Annotated in this window: 13 protein-coding genes; 3 read left to right on the top strand and 10 right to left on the bottom strand. The window is 47.4% G+C overall.

Features of this window, described 5'->3' with window-relative positions:
• Window positions 1-29: 29 nt before the first annotated feature.
• From ACLIN2_RS03910 to ACLIN2_RS03900, 3 genes are all read right to left on the bottom strand, one after another.
• Window positions 30-584 (bottom strand): cupin domain-containing protein, encoded by a 555-nt coding sequence (locus ACLIN2_RS03910; RefSeq protein WP_400588541.1) that lies wholly within the window; start codon window positions 582-584, stop codon window positions 30-32.
• A 152-nt stretch (window positions 585-736) separates the two neighbouring features.
• Window positions 737-1,054 (bottom strand): hypothetical protein, encoded by a 318-nt coding sequence (locus ACLIN2_RS03905; protein ID WP_400588540.1) that lies wholly within the window; start codon window positions 1,052-1,054, stop codon window positions 737-739.
• 46 nt (window positions 1,055-1,100) lie between these two features.
• Window positions 1,101-2,084, bottom strand: a complete 984-nt coding sequence (locus tag ACLIN2_RS03900; protein ID WP_411503257.1) for a LacI family DNA-binding transcriptional regulator — start codon at window positions 2,082-2,084, stop codon at window positions 1,101-1,103.
• A 123-nt stretch (window positions 2,085-2,207) separates the two neighbouring features.
• On the opposite strand from ACLIN2_RS03900, the gene ACLIN2_RS03895 reads away from it, so the two are divergent.
• Window positions 2,208-2,840, top strand: a complete 633-nt coding sequence (locus ACLIN2_RS03895; RefSeq protein ID WP_400588538.1) for a YczE/YyaS/YitT family protein — start codon at window positions 2,208-2,210, stop codon at window positions 2,838-2,840.
• Window positions 2,841-2,969: 129 nt separating this feature from the next.
• On the opposite strand, the gene ACLIN2_RS03890 is transcribed toward ACLIN2_RS03895, so the two are convergent.
• The 6 genes from ACLIN2_RS03890 to ACLIN2_RS03865 form a co-directional block, all read right to left on the bottom strand.
• Window positions 2,970-6,179, bottom strand: coding sequence for a chromosome segregation protein SMC (locus tag ACLIN2_RS03890; RefSeq protein ID WP_411503256.1), 3,210 nt, complete (start codon window positions 6,177-6,179; stop codon window positions 2,970-2,972).
• Window positions 6,176-6,874 carry a hypothetical protein gene (locus ACLIN2_RS03885; protein ID WP_327929583.1) on the bottom strand — a complete coding sequence of 233 codons (699 nt, stop codon included), beginning with the start codon at window positions 6,872-6,874 and terminating at the stop codon, window positions 6,176-6,178. The genes ACLIN2_RS03890 and ACLIN2_RS03885 overlap by 4 nt, the downstream gene beginning before the upstream one ends.
• On the bottom strand, window positions 6,831-8,237 hold the full coding sequence (locus ACLIN2_RS03880) for a hypothetical protein (RefSeq protein ID WP_411503255.1): 1,407 nt from the start codon (window positions 8,235-8,237) through the stop codon (window positions 6,831-6,833). Before ACLIN2_RS03880 ends, ACLIN2_RS03885 begins: the two co-directional genes overlap by 44 nt.
• On the bottom strand, window positions 8,213-9,538 hold the full coding sequence (locus tag ACLIN2_RS03875; protein WP_411503254.1) for a DUF2399 domain-containing protein: 1,326 nt from the start codon (window positions 9,536-9,538) through the stop codon (window positions 8,213-8,215). Before ACLIN2_RS03875 ends, ACLIN2_RS03880 begins: the two co-directional genes overlap by 25 nt.
• A gap of 304 nt (window positions 9,539-9,842) precedes the next feature.
• Window positions 9,843-11,798 (bottom strand): GTP-binding protein, encoded by a 1,956-nt coding sequence (locus tag ACLIN2_RS03870; protein WP_411503253.1) that lies wholly within the window; start codon window positions 11,796-11,798, stop codon window positions 9,843-9,845.
• Between the two features lie 222 nt (window positions 11,799-12,020).
• Entirely contained in the window at window positions 12,021-12,728 is a 708-nt protein-coding gene (locus ACLIN2_RS03865; protein WP_411503252.1) for a DNA alkylation repair protein, read from the bottom strand.
• Between the two features lie 409 nt (window positions 12,729-13,137).
• Here ACLIN2_RS03865 and ACLIN2_RS03860 point away from each other — a divergent pair, with 409 nt between their 5' ends.
• Window positions 13,138-13,533 carry a VOC family protein gene (locus ACLIN2_RS03860; RefSeq protein WP_400588534.1) on the top strand — a complete coding sequence of 132 codons (396 nt, stop codon included), beginning with the start codon at window positions 13,138-13,140 and terminating at the stop codon, window positions 13,531-13,533.
• Window positions 13,534-13,931: 398 nt separating this feature from the next.
• Window positions 13,932-15,071: a zinc-dependent alcohol dehydrogenase gene (locus ACLIN2_RS03855; protein WP_411503251.1), complete on the top strand. Its 1,140-nt coding sequence runs from the start codon at window positions 13,932-13,934 to the stop codon at window positions 15,069-15,071.
• Between the two features lie 289 nt (window positions 15,072-15,360).
• Here ACLIN2_RS03855 and ACLIN2_RS03850 read toward each other — a convergent pair whose 3' ends face one another.
• Window positions 15,361-16,203: an aldo/keto reductase gene (locus tag ACLIN2_RS03850; RefSeq protein WP_400588533.1), complete on the bottom strand. Its 843-nt coding sequence runs from the start codon at window positions 16,201-16,203 to the stop codon at window positions 15,361-15,363.
• Window positions 16,204-16,680: the final 477 nt, after the last annotated feature.

Below are 16,680 nucleotides of genomic sequence, written 5' to 3'. Positions count from 1 at the left end.
CCCGGGTGCTTTCAAAGGAAAACGACAACTTACGTATGGTTTCTTTCTGAAGCCATAGCAATGGCCTTCGTTTCATGAACGGTGCCAAAGGGATGCTCGGGTGGCGCATAGATCGCGTACACCTTCAGTGGGGTATAACCCGTGTTGATTACATTATGCCATGTACCTGCAGGAACCATAATGGCATCGTCGTCACAGACTCTTTGTTCAAAATCCAATCGATCTTTACGGGGGCCCATTTGCACAAGCCCTTGCCCTTCTTCAATGCGTATGAATTGATCCGTCTCGGGATGGACTTCCAAACCGATGTCATCTCCAACATCGATACTCATGAGCGTTACCTGCAGGTGCTTTCCAGTCCACAAAGCAGTGCGGTACGTATTATTTTGTAGAGAGGCCCGGTTTATATTCACGACTGCTGGCTGTGGCCCATAATCTCTTAATACGAGGCTTCTGTTGTAAGGACTCCGGCTATAGCTTCCCTGGTAATAGGGTGGACCCCAATTGTAGCTCCAGCTACTCGGGCTCCAGCTGCTGGGCATCAGATGATACCACGGGTAGTGGTTATGGATAGGTCGATACATGTCTAAGCTCCTTTCTTCATACCTTGCACGTCATTATCCTATGCACCTGCCCATGAGAAGGTAACCGATTTGGGCATGAGTCCAGTAGCAAAAGAGACGGACCCGACATGTGTCAGATCCGACTGAAAAGATTCTATGAATATCCATGCTCCCTACTTTGTCTGTGCCGATCCCCTTTTCGGCTCGCCTAGCAGAGGCGTAGACAGAACGTAGATGCCGTGATTAGAGAACGCCCACACCAGGTTGCGATCCCACTCTACGAAAATGGAGTGGACTGGGTTGGAATGCTCGCTCGTTTCAAACCCACTGCCATCGTTGCTCAAGTATTCGCCAGACATCTTGGGCAGGAAGTAAGCACCGATGGTAGGCTTTTTCGGGTCTTTCAGATCAAAGATTTGCACTCCTGCATTGTAGAAAGCATACGGCATCACCTGCTGATTTGGTGTGCCTGGCTGGATCGCTGCAAACACCCGAAGGATCGCCTCTCGCAATCGTTCGGGTCTGTGCAGACAAGCTTTACGTCGATTTTCTCTCTACCAAAACCGGCAGCAGCACCTGCTCTTCTTTCCCCCATACTTTTCCCTGGTTGATGATCCGCTCGTGCAGCATTTCAAATGCGTACTTGCCCATCTGTTTGCTGGAGCTGGAAACGGTCGTAATCTCCAGCAACTCGCCGATGGGCTGATCATCACAGCCGATGATCGCGATGTCTTGGGGTATGTTTAGGCCCAGCCTGCTTGCCTCTTTGTACAGCCCAGCTGCGATGTGATTACAGGAGACGATCATCGCGGTCGGCCGATTCTCCAGCTGCATGAGCTTGCTGGCGACCTCCATCCCGTCTTGGATCGTCACGCAATCCTCAAAGGCCCACTCAGGGTCTGGAGTCATGCCAATCGAGCGCAGATTTTCCTCGTACGCACGCTTGCGATGCTGGCTGTTGAAGCTGTTTTTTCGTCCCAGGCAGTACCCGATCCGGCGATGTCCCTTCTGGATCAGATACTCCATCCCGATGAGAAACGTCTGGTAGTGGTCGATGTGCACACTCGAGACTGTCGTCGTATCATTGGCTTCACAGGTGATGATCGGTCCGTATTCCGCATACTCCGTGAGCGTATCGCAGGAATTGGCCCTGGAAAACATGATCAAGCCGTCGATTTTTTTATTGGTCAGCAGCTGCAAAATGCTGCGTTCATGTTCAAGACTGTTGTTTGTCTGGCATACCATCATCTTGTAATCGTGAAGAGCCGCTTCCGCCGCGATCCCCTCGAGAATGGTGCTGTAATACTGGTTGTTTACCATCGGAAGCGTCACCCCAAGCACCTTCGTTTTTCCCGTCGAGAGGTGGACAGCGTTACTGTTTTGTATGTAATTGTGCTCCTCGATAATCTGGAGGACCCTCGCTCGTTTTTGCTCGTTTACGTATTTGTGGTTGTTTAGTACACGTGAAACCGTAGAAACCGAAACACCAGCCAATTTCGCAATTTCTTTTATATTAGGCACTCGGATAACCCCTCTGACTTCTCTTTCATCAAGTTCTATCACCATCAAAGCATATTCCGCTTGCTCTGAAAAGCGTTTCACATGGTATGCTCGCCTTATGTAGAAGGAAAGGAGTCATATATTGTGATTCGCTTAAAATTTGAATACGTTTTGTTTCTAGTCGGCTTGCTGATTTTGGCGCTCGGCATCAACATGATGACGACCATTACCTCCTTTGGTCTGAGTCCATACGATTCGCTCTTTATTGCCCTCTTTCAAAACTTCGGGATCTCCATCGGCTTCTGGATGTTTGCCATTAACTTTACCTTTGTCTGCATCGTCTTTTTCATGGATCGCAGCTATATTACGGTGGGGTCCCTTTTGGTTATGATTTTGATTTCTGTCTTTGTCGATCTGATCGGGTCGATCGATACGCTCATGGCTGGCATCCGCACATTACCCCCGCTTCTGACGATGGCGCTCGGAAACATCTGCATCGGCAGTGGCATCGGGCTGTATGTATGTACACAGGTGTGCACTGCTCCACAGGAATCATTTGTGCTCGTCATGTCGAAGCGATTGAAATGGACATTCAGACGGACGGAAATTTTGCTGGCTTGCCTGTTTTTGAGCGCCAGCTTTCTGTTAGATGGCCCCATTTATTACGGAACGATCGTCCTGTCCTTTACCACAGGATACATTATTCAAGCAGCAATTAATGTGGGGAATAAGCTGCTCCAGCGGGTAAATGGCCCAAAGGAAGTGCAGGCAGCGTAAAGGCTAGTCTGGAATTTAATAACAACGGAAAAGAGCCCAAGCGATTGAAATAGAGATCGCTTGGGCTCTTTGTGTACGTTTCCTATCCAACTGGATTTTCTCGCTAAATTTTGTACATAGCCAAAGCAATTAGACTCCCTCTACTCTTGCAATTCCTATTACTTTACTTCTTGTTTCAATCGGATCATGGTGTACAACAAATGCCTTCGAAAAACGATTCATATACGATTGTTCATGTGACTTTGGAGTCAAAACGATCATTTTCCTTCGAAGCTCATGCACATACAAATCAAAAACCTTTGATTTTCGATTTTCATCAAGCGCGCTGTCAAATTCATCGAGAACAATGAATCCCGGAGCTGTTTGGATATTTTGCAACAGCGCTAGAGCAAATAAAAGGGAGCTGAGCGATTCTTCTCCTCCCGATACTCCTTTTCCTACTTTCCCGCCACGTGCTTTGATGCTGACATCCTCCATAGATCCGCGATGCCCTTCCTTCCGAACCTTTATATAAAGTTTGAAATGGACACGCTTTTTATGGTCCTCATAGGATTCCCAGTTGATGTCCCCTTCAAATTGGAAATGGCCCAAGTACGTCTTGAAGCGCTGCTGGATTTCCAAAACACGCATGTTTATCGTCGTTTCCATTTTATCGCGGAGTTGTTCGGCTCGTTCCTTGTCTTGTTCAAGCAATATGCTTGTCCGCTTGAATTCGTTGTCCAGTCGATCAAATTCGTTTTTGGCTGTCTCATAATTTGCAGGTGCTGCCGGATCGATACCGTCTTCCATCCTGGCTTGATTCCAAATTACCTTTCCTCTTTCACAGTCATTCTTCCATTGCTGAAGAGACCCCACTCTGTCTTCTGTATGCTCCGCGACTACCACAGCATACAAATCTGGCATCAAGCCCTTCATTTCAGTTCCTTCTTTGATCATTTGCACAAGGTCACTTTCTGCCAGCTCCTTTTCATGCTCGCAGTTTTCCTTTTGCTTCTGTCTGGAACGAACTCCTATATCTATATTTTCCAGGTCGTCGGACATTTTTCTGATTTTACGTTCGGTCTGTTTGAGCTTACCGTCTAAAAGCTCGATTTCTTGCTCCAGCTTTGCAGACTTGTCATTTTCCTTCTTCTTTTGTTCCCTTTTCGCATCCGCTTGCTTGTCGAGTTCGTTTCGTTCCTCGTATTTATCCTTCAACCTCCCCAGTTCCTTGTAGAACTGTTCTTCTTCGCACAATTGCTCCTCCAAAACTCCATGCTTGTATTGAAGGCGTGTATAAACTCCAATCTCTGTTTCCAACCGTTCTATCTCCTGCCTGAGTACCTCTTCGTTGCCCTGTTCTTCCTTCCATTTGTTTTTTAATACTGTCCGCTCATACTGCTTCGTCATGAAGGCTTCCGATTCTCTGACTTGCTGGATAATACTATTTAACTCCTGCAAAGTCTTCGTATCTGTCCGGATCTGCTCCTCTATCCATGACAGCTTCTGGGAGAGCTGGTCGATCATTCTGTGTATTTCCTGTTTTCGGACTTGCAATGCTTTGGCACTCAGAATAAACCTTTCTTTCTCTTGCGGCCCCCGCATCCCTACCGAGTCGATCAAGATCCCATTTTGAATAGAAATCCTGTCACCTTTGAAAAATTGCTCGACCCACCAAAGCGCTTTCATTGCATGGGGAATCTCTTCCTCCGTCAGCCCTTCCTTGACCCTGCAATGAAGGTCAGGCAGTTCCGTGACAGAACGGTCTGGTACGAGCTTCATCAATGACACATGGTACAGGTCATTAGGCGGATTCACATCGAGTCCGTTGAAAAAAACCGTGTATTTGATCGCCTGAAACAGTTGCTCGTCCTGTAGCTTGGCTGTTTCGGTCATTTCAATGAGCTCACGCAAAGGGTATGCCTTTATTTGTCTGGAACGAAACCACTTCATGGATTCCACTTGACGGGCAGACAAATCGCGTCCTTCTTCAAGCAACGCCTGTTCATCCTTTAGCTGACGCAATTCCTGGGAGATGCTTCTTTTGTTCTCTTTATTCCCGTCGATCCTTTTATCAAGGGCATCCATTTGCGCCTGCACCGTATGACTGCTTTTATACTCACGAAGCCTTTCCTGATGTATCACTTCCAGCTGTTCTGCAGACACCACTTTTTCTTTCAGCTCGGCAATTTGCCCAACCTTTTTTCGCCAGGTTTGGTTTCTCTCCGCTAACGCAGTCTTTACTTGGTCATAAGCTTTGTTCGTTTCTTCTTTTTCCATCCGTAGCTTTTGCAGGGCAGCTTTGACTTCTTCTTCTGATCTGGTAATTTTGCTTTTGCGTTCCGTAATATCCTTCAGTTCTTTATCCAGCTCTGCGATGCGTTCCAGAATCATACGGAGCTCTGTTTCGACCTGGTCGATAGTTTGTCTCGCAGCTTCCATCTCAGATTCCCTTGTTACAATCTCTTGCTTGACTACTTCCATACCTTCTTCGACTTTTTCTTTTTGAATCTTTTGTAAAGCCTGATCTTCCCTTAGTTCTGCCATCTCAGCTTCCAACTGCTGCATCACATCAAACAACCGGTCTTTTTCCCTGTGATAATGGCGCTCTAACCGCAGCAACGACCGAATATACAGCTCTCCTCCTTCCCGCAGTCTATTTTGATTGTCCACATACCGGTCGAGAGCCACCTTTTTCATGGACAGCTCTTGTTTCATTCTCTTTACATTCAATTCAGAAGACCTCAGCGTTTCCTCCGTCTCCTTCAGCTTTTCCATGCTCTCTTCCCAGTCGCGCTGAACCTTGTCGATCCCATGCATTTCACTAAAAATCCGAAAGCGCTCCTCCGGATGCATGACCGCGAATTGATTGACCTCTTGCTGGTACCAAATCAAGTAGAACAAATCCGGGTCGATTTTGTATTTATACTGCAAGTCTTTTTTGTAAGCCGTAAAATTGTAATAACGATCACCCGACGTGTAGGAAACCGTTTCTTCCCATTGATCGATATGATCCCCTTTTGAAATCGAAAACCCCTTTTTAACAGGCTGCCCCGGTTCTTGGACCATATAAAGATTAAATTCAATAAAGGCGGGAGCATCAATCTTCATCAAGCCATCGTTTTTAAAAAGTAAGGATATTTTCGCTCTCCATGTTTCATTAGCCTGCAAATTACGGGATCTCAGCCCCTCAGCATCTACTTTGGATGAATACAAGACCGCTCCCATGCAAAAGGAAATGGTAGATTTCCCTGCTCCGTTTGGCCCTGTAATTAATATGTGGCTATCAAATCCAGAAACATCCATCAAGGTTGGCGGATAGTCTCTTACCCCAGAAAAAGTAAGCCTCCACGGAATCATTCTTGTTCCCCTTTCGAGTAAAGATTATAGCGCCGGAAAAACTTCAAAACCTCTTCTTTGTTCAGCTGGTGCGATTGGCTGAATTCCACTGTGCGACGCAAAAAAGAATCCGAGAATAGATTCGCCCCTATAGCCGTAAGCTGGTATGCCTTTTCCTGAGAATTCGTATCGTACTCTTCAATGGCCCCGATCTTTTTCAATGGGTCGATGTTCAATAAAATTCGCTGGTTCGCTTTGGTAGTTTCATGCCCCAAAGCGTTCAACAGCTGATCAAACAAAGTAAACTCATGCTGCAAGACTTCCTGTTGGTAAAACATGTAAAGAAGTATCCCCAAGCTTTCTTTGGTCAACGTATTGCGAGCCGCTCGTGCTGGCACCCTCATTAACGCAACAACATGATCACGCTTCTCGTCATAAATCACTCGAAAATACCGGCTAACGGCTTGATTGAGCCTGGTTAAAAAGGAGTGAAATTTTTCGGCGTCATCTTGGATTTGCAGTTGCTTTTCCACTTCTTTTCGAGAAATACCAAAATTCCCGGATCGAATGGAGGCAGAGGAAGAGAAAAGAATATTCATAAAGGTCAGCTCTTCTACCTCCGTTAAAATGCCTTTTAAAGACTGCATGACATTTAGTGGATTCACATTTATTTCAGCTCTTGCTTCGCTTTCGGATGATATTGGCTCGGTCTTCATGATTCATCCACTCCCATTTTCTCTCATACTCACGTAACCCTATCTCTTCTGTTTTTTCGATTGTCATTTGTTTATTGCCGACTAATGCAGAAATCGCGGTAAGAGCATTCACTGCATCGCTCCACTGGTCAGTCGTTGCTTCAATTACTACCTGTTCAATCTGTGCTTCTTCGTGCTTGGTCATATAAGATTCGATCTGTCCCGTTTCGATCATGGCTTTTGTGAGCATCCATTTCGATTCCCCCAATAAAGCTTCCATTTCGTGGATCGATATTTCTTCTGCTAGAAATGCCAATTCCTCTTCGTTTTCGGCTAAGGGTTCCACATAGGGCTCGTAAGTCTCTAAATAGGTGACCGCTTCCTCAATGGCAGCAGCAGGAAGGGGTGCAGCAAACTTGACAGGAAACCACATACCGTCGACTGCCTCTTCTTCATACTGATTCTGCTCCATGAAGCTCAACATCTGATACACATTCGGTACATCCGATTCAAGCGGAGGATCAAACATTTGAATGATAAACTCACGCACTTTTTCTGGTTGGATGGAGGAGGTCAGAGGCGTTTTTTGCATATGCGTAAATTTCAGGTACTTGTTAATCATCCCCAGGCTTAAATTGGTTCCTTCTGCTAGAACGGCCGTCCCGTTTTGCATCAAGCTGGCCAGAACAATACTGTCTTCCAATGTTTCAAATTGCCGAAGCCGTTCCTGCAGTTTTTTATCAAGCTCCTCCATTAACTGATGAATCAGCTCGAGCTGTGGGAGGGCATTGCGGTCTGCCAGCATTTCCAGCTCACGCTCCTTCATCAGCTGAATGGCATTTTCGACATTGCGAATCATGCTGGCGATCTTATTCCCGCCGGAAATCCCATGATCGTCGTATGCTTCACTGATTTCAGCATCTCGTTTCGCCTGGAAAAGAGAACGGCCTATGTCATCTTGCATGTAATAGGCCAACGAATCATTAGCCAGGCGAATCAGTGCGTCCATCATCCGCTTCCCTAGATCCCTCATCTTCAACTGACGCGACTGTTTGGACAACCAGTTGTATTTCACCAAGATGTTAATAACCAGCTCCACGCTTTTTTTAGAAGGCGGTTCTGGGTCTTTGTAACGATTCCGATAGCGGTAATAGACAGTCTCTGCATTTTCAATCGGATCATCTAGACCAAGCGCCTCTTCATTTAATAGTTGAATGATACGTAAAAAACGCAAAATTTGGCCAGGTACGTGAAATGAGGCATGTGAACCTAATTCACTTAATACCCCTGACAAAGACGCGAGATCCCGCATCGACTGCATGATCTCAGGTCCAGACTCCTCGGACTGAAAAATGGAAATCAAAGGGCGATCCACTTTTTCCAATCTGCAGCACCTCCTAGAGCTTGTTCCTGTTCCGCTCTATATTGTTTCAAAAATGTTTTCATGTATTCTTCGTATTCCTTCCAGGAGGTCAGTACAGCAAAGTCATGGGTAATCCATTTGAAAGCCACCGGGTGCTGATCTACAGCCAAATAAAGTTCTTTGGCAATTAGCAAGCCATCAGGATCATAGTCACTCCAGATGATGATTTGCTCCGGTGCTCCGTTTTTCACCAGCTGCCGAATGCAGAGTCTGTGCGAGCTTCTGAGATGCCCATCAACACAAAGGACGAGAGAGTTTGTGTCCTGCAAAAAGCCTTGTTCGGCAGCCATTCGTGTCAGTATCGCCCGATTTTCAACCAGCCAAATTGTCGTTGCTTCCGTCGTGTACTCTTCTTCGGCAATTGCCAGATCTGTCAGAGCATGCACGGGTCCGAACCGATAAGCTGAAAACTGTCCTGCAATCATTCCTGAAAAATAAAGGGGTGTAATCTTCCCCAAGCTGGTCATTCCAAGAGAATCTGCCGGACATTGTGCCCATTCTTCTAATTGAGCAAGAAATTCATCCTTATAGGAATCAAATGCCTTCGATCCCCCAATCTCCCGATAATAATTGGCCCCAATTTCCTTCCAATCAAAATTCGCTCTTGAAAAGGCTAGACGTATGAATGCCACGATAAAGTGAAGAAAATTCATACGTTTGGAAACAGACCATCTTGCCGGAAAATGAGAGGACGTCCCTAGCTCGCTAGGCATTTGAGCGGTTATTTCCGAAATCAAGCTGGCCAATGCCTGCAACCCCCTTTTTCTATGAGTCGCAACGGGGATTTCAGAGCTGTCTCCAAAGGCAGCCGCACTCTCTCCCAAGGATTGAAGCAGCTCTTCAACCGCATATTTTCTCTGCAGAGCTTTCTCGGATTCGTATTTGTAGAAGCAATACCCCATTCGATAATGCATGGAGTCTACTGTTTTTCCATCTTTATTAAACCGGACCTCCCTGATCACCCAGCCAAGCTCCAACCATCGCATTGTTTTTGGTTCCCGGTCATCTAACGTGATTTTCCTTTTGAATGAGAAGAGCTTGATTAATTCTTCATCGGGGTTCTCTACTGAAGCGTCCGGCTGGTTCGTCGATAATGTCAGCACTCCTGCTACCCGATAAGTTCGTTCCGTCCGTTTGATTATATTTACATCGATAAATGGCAATCCGGGTTGGTTGTTGCCCGTATCCATTTCGAGTTGCTCGGAGCCTTTCAGTATACTTTTTTCAATGTAGGATATGAGTAAAGGATCTAGCTTGTCCATCGTTTCCCCCTCTTCTTCTATTCCTTATAGTAACAAAACAATTCATTCCCGTTGGGTGGAATATCAGGGAATTTTATGAATACATACCCAAGCTTTTTCGACTGAGCCTTGTGAACATGGCAGTGAAGAGAAACCTCCTTTTTCCCAAATGAAAAAGACGGATCGAAACATACGTCCAGATCCGCCTGAAAAGATTCTATCTATTGATCAAAGGTTTTTAACTCTCGGTTTCGCCAAGTAGAGCAGTTTCCTACAGGTAGAAACTACTTTTTCTATTCGTAATGAGTATATTTCCAACTATCTTTCAAAGCAGATGCATCTTAGCCTCTGCTTCCTCCCACGGCACCGAGTAGCCGGCCCCTTTGGCGCAGAAGATCGAGGATGACGTATAGAGAGGATCGGCGTCTTTCTGGTAGCCTTTCCACTCGATCACTTCCTCCGCGTTATGGCAAAGGTCGTAACCGCCAAACACGCAGCGGATACTGCCTCGCCCATGCGTAAAGGAAGCAAACTCCGTGCTGTAATTCATAAATGTGGACACTGGGACCCTCCCCGTAATCACTGCATGCGTATCCGACATCTGCGGTGGCTCAAACGTTCCTGCTGCCCGCTGTATATCAGACAGCACTCTCCCCATCTCGTCCATACCTACCTTGATTTTGACGTCATAATAAGGCTCCAGCAGGAGGTTTTCCGCTTTCTCCAGTCCCTGCCGAAGCGCACGGAAGGCAGCTTCGCGGAAGTCGCCCCCATGGGTATGCTCGTTATGCGCGCGACCTTTTAGCAGTGTGATCTTCACATCGGTGACCGGCATCCCGGTTAGCAGCCCATGATGCTCCCTTTCGTAGAGATGAGATTCAACCAGATTTTGGTAGCTAAAGCTAAGATTGTCCGGATGACAAACGCTCGTGAATTGGATTCCGCTGCCCCTCTCCCCCGGCTCCAGCAGGAGATGCACTTCTGCATAGTGCCTGAGCGGTTCAAAGTGTCCATACCCCGTCACCGCAGACTGGATCGTTTCTTTATACAAAATCTCCGGTTGGCCGAAGGAGACTGCGAAACCGAAGCGCTCCTTCACTACCTGCTCCAGCACTTCCAGCTGGATCAGACCCATGACGCGAATGTGGATCTCCTGCAGGCTCTCTTCCCAAACGACATTCAGAGATGGGTCCTCCGCGTTCAGCAGGCGAAACGCACCGAGCACTTGCTGTACGTGCAGGGAGCTGTCGAACTGTACTTTCGACTGCAGCGTTGGCTCCGTCTCGTAAGCAAATTTCTCAGAGTACAGCCCCACCCCGTGCCCAGCCTCCGCTTCAGACAAACCAGCGACTGCAAACAAATCTCCCGCTGCCACTTGCTCCACCGGCTGCGATTTACTTCCGTTAACCAAGAGGATTTGGGTAATCTTCTCTTCATAGGGAACCCCGCCGCTCTCGTAGCTGAGCAGCTCTCGCACCTTCAGTGTGCCGCTCACCGCTTTGATAAACGTTAGCCTTTGCCCGTTTGCCGCATGCCGAATTTTATAAATGCGCCCCCCGAACGGAGCCGTTTCGTCATACGACACGGTCGTCAGCAGATGCAGCTGCTCCAAAAATTCTAAAACGCCCTCATCCTGCAGCGCCGAACCATAGCTGCAGGGAAAGAGATGCCCCTCTCGCACCATCCCCTGCATCGCCTCCAGCCAAAAAGAGGAATCGTCCCTTCCCTCCAGAAACGCTTCGAGCAAAGACTCGTCCCGCTCCGCCATCAACTCCCGGAGCCCTTCATGGATGCTGCCCTCGAGCAAGCTGCCCTTGATAGAACAGACATCCTCCGTCAGCTGACGGCGTATTTCTTCCTCCGTTCTGCCTGCATCCGCCCCGGTCCGATCCGTTTTGTTGATGAAGAAGAACGTCGGGATCCGATGCTTGCGCAGCAGCTGCCAGACCGTCTCCGTATGACCTTGGACGCCTTCTACCGCACTGACAATCACGATGGCGTAGTCCATGACCCCAATCGCCCGCTCCATCTCGGAGGAAAAATCGACGTGTCCCGGCGTGTCGATCAAATAATAAACGTCGCCTTTGTAGTTAATAACCGCCTGATCGGCGAACACGGTAATGCCCCTAGTCCGCTCGATGTCATGGCTGTCCAAAAAGGCATCCTGATGATCCACCCGCCCCCGCGACCGGATGCTGTTCGTATGGTAGAGCAGCTGTTCCGCAAAAGTCGTCTTGCCCGCATCCACATGGGCAAACAAGCCGATTGTTAGACGCTTCATGTTATCCCTCTTCCGTAGCTATTCTTTTACCATTAAAGCATAAGAATCGAGTGGGCAGGTAGAGGTACCCTTTCTTCGATCACGATGGAACGCTGAAGCGTCAGGGAAATGCTCAACGAAAGCTTGAAAAAAAACAGGGAAAAGATTGGAGGCAGCTGGTTCCCGTTTTCCTCGATCTTTTCCCCGGAATGAAATTTGTCTTTGCAGCCATCCGTGCATGTATTAACACCTTACATGCTTGCGCTTGAAACCCAGCTGTTTTTTCTCTATCGCCTTTTGAATATTATCTGCAGCAGAAAGAAAGCTGCTTTTTCCCTTGATTCGTTTGCCTTCTACTTGCCCTACTGCTTTTGCCGTTTCTACCGCCAGATCATGGAGCGGTAAATAAGAAACCGCTACGGTGTAAATGAATTGATTCATCGCATACCTGGCTCGTAGGGGTGCTCCGTGAATCGTGTTTTTCACCGTATCTAGCATGTCGGCCATTTTGCTTTCGGAAAACTCACTATCCGGGCGATTTCCCAAAAGCCAGCAGTAGCAGCTCCATCCTGCTGACATTCGCAGCTCTTCGCCACTCGCAATCCATTTATCGGCAACCTCTTGCGCAATATCCGCTTCCGCCAAGGTGACCGCAACCACATAATCGGACAGCATGTAAAAATAGGCCCCATCCATCCAGCGATCAAAATCCGCCGCAGTCATCGCCTTTGGATCCGCGATTATCCCGGCAAAGTACATGGCGTCGTAGTTCCCTGTAGCGTATAGCTCCTCTGCCAACGGTTGATTGATCTTAATTTTCCTCACGATCGGCTTCATTTCACCAGTAGCCACACCAAAAAGCGGTTCGTGCGCGCCGTTGGCCATGTACATTTTCTTTAAGCGCTCCTTGCCGAGTGCTTCCAGCTCCTGCATGACCGTTTCTGCGTTCATGGTTTTTATCTCCTTTCTACTTACAGATTGTACGTATATCTCATTGTTGATCATTCTCATCAGTTTAACACTGGTAGGAACAACAAAAACAGCTGCTGTCGTAGCAACCGTTTTGGAAGGAAGGGCCTTTTCCCGTGTCTATCTGAGTATTGGAACACAATGAAGACCGGTATGCAGGCTTGCGCCAAACTTTACGGATGAACCAAATGGGTGATGCGGATACCCAAAGAGCAAAAGGTTGCAGAAAACCATAGATTTGGACTTGCTCATATCCATTCCATCCCCTATTAGAAACGACCATACTCTTACTCCGTGCATATCGAATTTGTAAAATTGACTTGTAGGAGTATCAAAACTAGAAGTAGAATACACAATAACAAATAAAGGAATAAAAAATCAGGAGGGAATCATGGGAAGATTAGTTCATTTCGAAATTCATGTAGATGATATGGAGCGCGCTAAAAAGTTTTATGGAGAGGTGTTTGGGTGGGCATTTGAAGATTGGAGTGAGTATGCCGGAATGCCTTATTTTGGAGCTGTGACTGGTGATGCAACAGAGCCTGGAATAAACGGAGCTTTGATGAAGCGTCAAGGCGCTTCCCCAGAACCTGGCAAGCCTCTGAATGGTTATGCCTGTACAATGGGAGTGGAAGATTACGATTCAACAGAAGCAAAAATTCTAGAAAATGGAGGCAAGGTCGCCCTTCCCAAGTATGCTCTGCCTGGAATGGCGTGGCAAGGATATTATATGGATACCGAAGGCAATATTTTTGGTGTTCATCAGCCAGATGTGAATGCAAAATAGAATTTTCCTATGTTTGAAGAAAGAGAGTACTTCCAAAGAGGTACTCTCTTTCATTTGGTAAAGACTAGAATGCTTTTTTTGCATGACAACACCTCACCTCCTTCTTTCTCCCTACATCAAAAACCATAGTGGTCTGAACTAACAAAATTTCAGCTGTCAATCTAATTAATAAGTATCAAATACATTTGGTGAAGGATTTGCTACGAATTGAAGTGTCTGGTCGTAATAATCTATAGTTTATATGTTTGAAAATTGCATAAAATAACGGCTTATCTTGTTTCTCCTGCCAACGCTTGTAGCCGTGTGTCCGTTTGTCGATCGAAATCCAGAACAAAAAGGTAGTGTCGGTCAAGTTGTTGACAAAGGGTATTAAGGCATGTCATAGCAGGAGGGCGATTATGAAGGCTGTAACTTTCCATGGTATGAAGAACATGCAAGTGACGCAGGTCCCGGATCCGACGATTCAGAAAAAAGACGGGATTATCGTTAGGATCACCTCGACCGCCATATGCGGTTCCGATCTCCATATATACCAGGGGGCGATTCAAGCCCAAACTGGATACGTGGTCGGACATGAACCGATGGGCATCGTCGAAGAAGTGGGCCCTGAGGTGACAAAGGTCAAAAAAGGGGACCGGGTCGTGCTCCCGTTCAATATCTCGTGCGGCAGCTGTCATTACTGCCAGCATGAAATGGAGAGCCAATGCGACAACTCCAATCCCAATCCCCAAGTAGATACGGGAGCTTACTTTGGGTTTACAGAACGTTACGGGAATTATTCGGGCGGACAAGCCGAATTGCTTTACGTGCCGTACGGCAATTTCATGCCGTTCGTTATTCCGGAGTCTTGCGAATTGGAGGATGAGAATCTCCTGTTCCTATCCGACGTGCTGCCGACGGCCTATTGGAGCGTGGACAACGGCGGCGTGAAGCAGGGGGATACGGTGGTGGTGCTCGGCTGCGGTCCCGTCGGCTTGATGGCGCAAAAATTTGCCTGGATGAAAGGGGCCAAACGGGTCATTGCGATCGACAACCTCCCGTACCGGCTGAACCATGCCAAAAAAATGAATAACGTTGAAATCTTCAACTTTGAAGATTTCAACGACATGGGGCTGCATATTAAAGAAATAACGAGCGTAGGTGCGGATGTCGTCATCGATTGTGTCGGAATGGACGGCAAGAAGACCCCATTGGAGGAGGAAGAGCAGAAGGCCAAGCTGGTTGGCGGAACAATCAGCCCGATCAACATCGCGATGAATGCGGTGCGGAAATTCGGCACGATTCAGATTACGGGGGTATACGGTTCTAAATACAACCAGTTCATGTTTGGAAACATTTGGGAACGAAACGTAAAGCTGACCATGGGACAGGCGCCCGTGATTCATTACATGCCGATGCTGTACCAAAAAATTATGGCAGGCGAGTTCGATCCGACGGAGATCATCACGCATAAAGTGCCGCTCGATCAGGCGCATAATGCGTACAATACCTTCTACAACCATGCGGACGAATGCATTAAATTCGTCCTGAAGCCTTAACTGATAGCATGAGAAGAGGGGCTGTGCCACGGGGTATTGTACCCTTAGGGACAGCCCCATATGTTTAGCCGATTCCGCTGCGTGAATCAACATTTTGGCGACTTCCAGAGTGATAATCCCTGAAATAAAGAAAAGCCGCTGCTCCTCCGCCCATCGTGCCGCATGTACTACAAGAGAGAACATGGAGAGATGTGCTACAGTTGTCGAAACTGACGGAAAAGCAGTGGTTTGGAATTCGGTAATCCATCAAACAAGTCTAACCTGCGGGAACCTTCATGTGAAGGCTTTCTTAAATAATGTCGAGCTGAACCTTTCTAGTCGGTTTGGGGAACGCCTCATCCAACATCCCCAAGTCTTCCTCGGTAAGCTTAATCCGTTCCGCCTCCGCATTCTCTTCGACATGCGCTACTGTCGACGCCTTAGGAATGGCAATCACGTCACCGCTTCTAATGCACCAAGCCAAGAGAATCTGAAGCGGCTTCACGCCATGTCGATCAGCAATCTCCTTAACCGCTGGATGCTCAACCAACCCTCTTCGTAAGGTGCCCGCCTGGGCGAGCGGACTGTAGGCCATCGTCGGGATTTTTCGCTCTCTCAACCAAGGAAGCAGGTCGTATTCTATGCCGCGGGAACCGAGATGATACAGCACCTGATCGACCATGCAATGCGTCCCTCGCGCCGCGTCGAATAGTTCTTTCATATCGTCCGTGTCCAGGTTCGAGACGCCCCATCGCAAAATTTTCCCCGCTTCGACCAACTGCTCCATCGCTTCTACCGTTTCGCTTAGAGGAATGCTTCCTCTCCAGTGAAGAAGATACAGGTCGAGGCGGTCTGTCTTTAACCGCTTCAAGCTTTGTTCGCAGCTGCCGACGATGCGATTCAATCCCGCGTTGTGCGGGTATACTTTGGATACCAGAAACACTTGATCTCGTATCCCTTCGATCGCTTCTCCAACCAAGGACTCGGATCTGCCGTCGCCATACATTTCAGCCGAATCGATAAGGTTCAATCCAAGCTCCACACCGCGTCTTAACGTGCGAAGCTCTTCATTTTTCTTGGACGGCTCATCCCCCATATACCACGTACCTTGACCGATTCTGGGCAAAGTTGTCCCATCAGGAAGGGTTACCACGCGCCCGCCCCCTTATTTTTTATAATATTTTTCCCACAGCTCCCCGTCCTATTCTCCATAGAGAATAGGACGGGCGATGTTTTTGAGGTGGTCTCCCATAAAAGCTGTCACTTCGTTGGTGAAAGAAAACTTGGAATCCAACGTGCATGCAGAAATCAAACACTACATGGGAGAAGAGCCAGGCGGCGAGCACAATAGTGGCAATGGCTACTGCAAGCAGCAGTTTATGAATTAGCCATCTAACTACAACGACTACAAATCTCCCCTTAAATAAGTCCGACCTGCAATTTCTTTTAGATCCTCAAAGTAATAAAAAATTGATGCATTTTTTGTAGAATGGGCATACTTCTTCAAGTGTCACCCGAAAGTGAGATTGAAAAACTGAAGACTCGAAAAAAGAAGGCTCGTGACAAAAATTTAGATGGTGAGATGTCTGACGTGGAATTCTCTGAGTATGTTCGTAGCACGAACCAAGAG

The organism is Brevibacillus centrosporus, from assembly GCF_046622605.1.
Classification (GTDB): Bacteria; Bacillota; Bacilli; order Brevibacillales; family Brevibacillaceae; genus Brevibacillus; species Brevibacillus centrosporus.
The sequence above is the reverse complement of the archived record's forward strand: the minus strand, read 5'-3'. Positions and strand labels throughout refer to the sequence as shown.